This window comes from Aliivibrio sp. 1S128, assembly GCF_001691065.1.
GTDB lineage: Bacteria > Pseudomonadota > Gammaproteobacteria > Enterobacterales > Vibrionaceae > Aliivibrio.
In genome coordinates, this window is sequence record NZ_MAJV01000033.1 from 1 (window position 1) to 607 (window position 607).

Sequence of the window (607 nt, forward strand, 5' to 3'; positions counted from 1 at the left end):
GTTCGCGATCTCGCCCTGCTGTTGCTGTACATTTAAGAGGATGAGCGGCAAAATTACCTATATTCCTTATTGAGTCAATGGCTTGAGAAATATAACTAGGGAGTTGATTGCTATCGATTACCTGTTGAATCTCCCTCTCTAAGCTTCCTTTTTTTATATCTGCATTATCTCTCAGGAGAGCTTGAAGACATCTACGACTTAAGGCTGCACTGGCTTTAGGACTAATCCCAACGATCAAACAAGCTTCAATAAAATCACTTCTATATTTAGATGGAACCATCACACTTGGTTCAGGCCTACTCATTCGTGCAGGGTAAACAATTTGGCGACTTTTTTCTTCATGGATATGGTAACCACCAAATTGTTGTGGAGCTATCGATGTTGCTGAAATCAATTCTAAAAATAATTTATTGCATGCAGAACATTCGTTAGATTTAATAGCCCAGTTTCCATCTATATCATCTCCCACACGATATGTATTACTTTTCGGGTGAATATCAACTGAACAATGAGGACACTTCATTTTTACTCCTTATTATTTAAATTTTGCATATAACGCCTGCATAACACGTTTGCTACTATGCAGATTAAGCCCAAATTTACCACT

1 protein-coding gene is annotated in these 607 nt (G+C 37.7%); it reads right to left on the reverse strand.

All coding sequences use genetic code 11. From position 1 onward, the window contains the following. The coding region (locus A6E03_RS20380) for a DUF4145 domain-containing protein (protein ID WP_065600475.1) at positions 1-523 on the reverse strand (523 nt) is incomplete at its 3' end. Between the last annotated feature and the right edge of the window lie 84 nt (positions 524-607).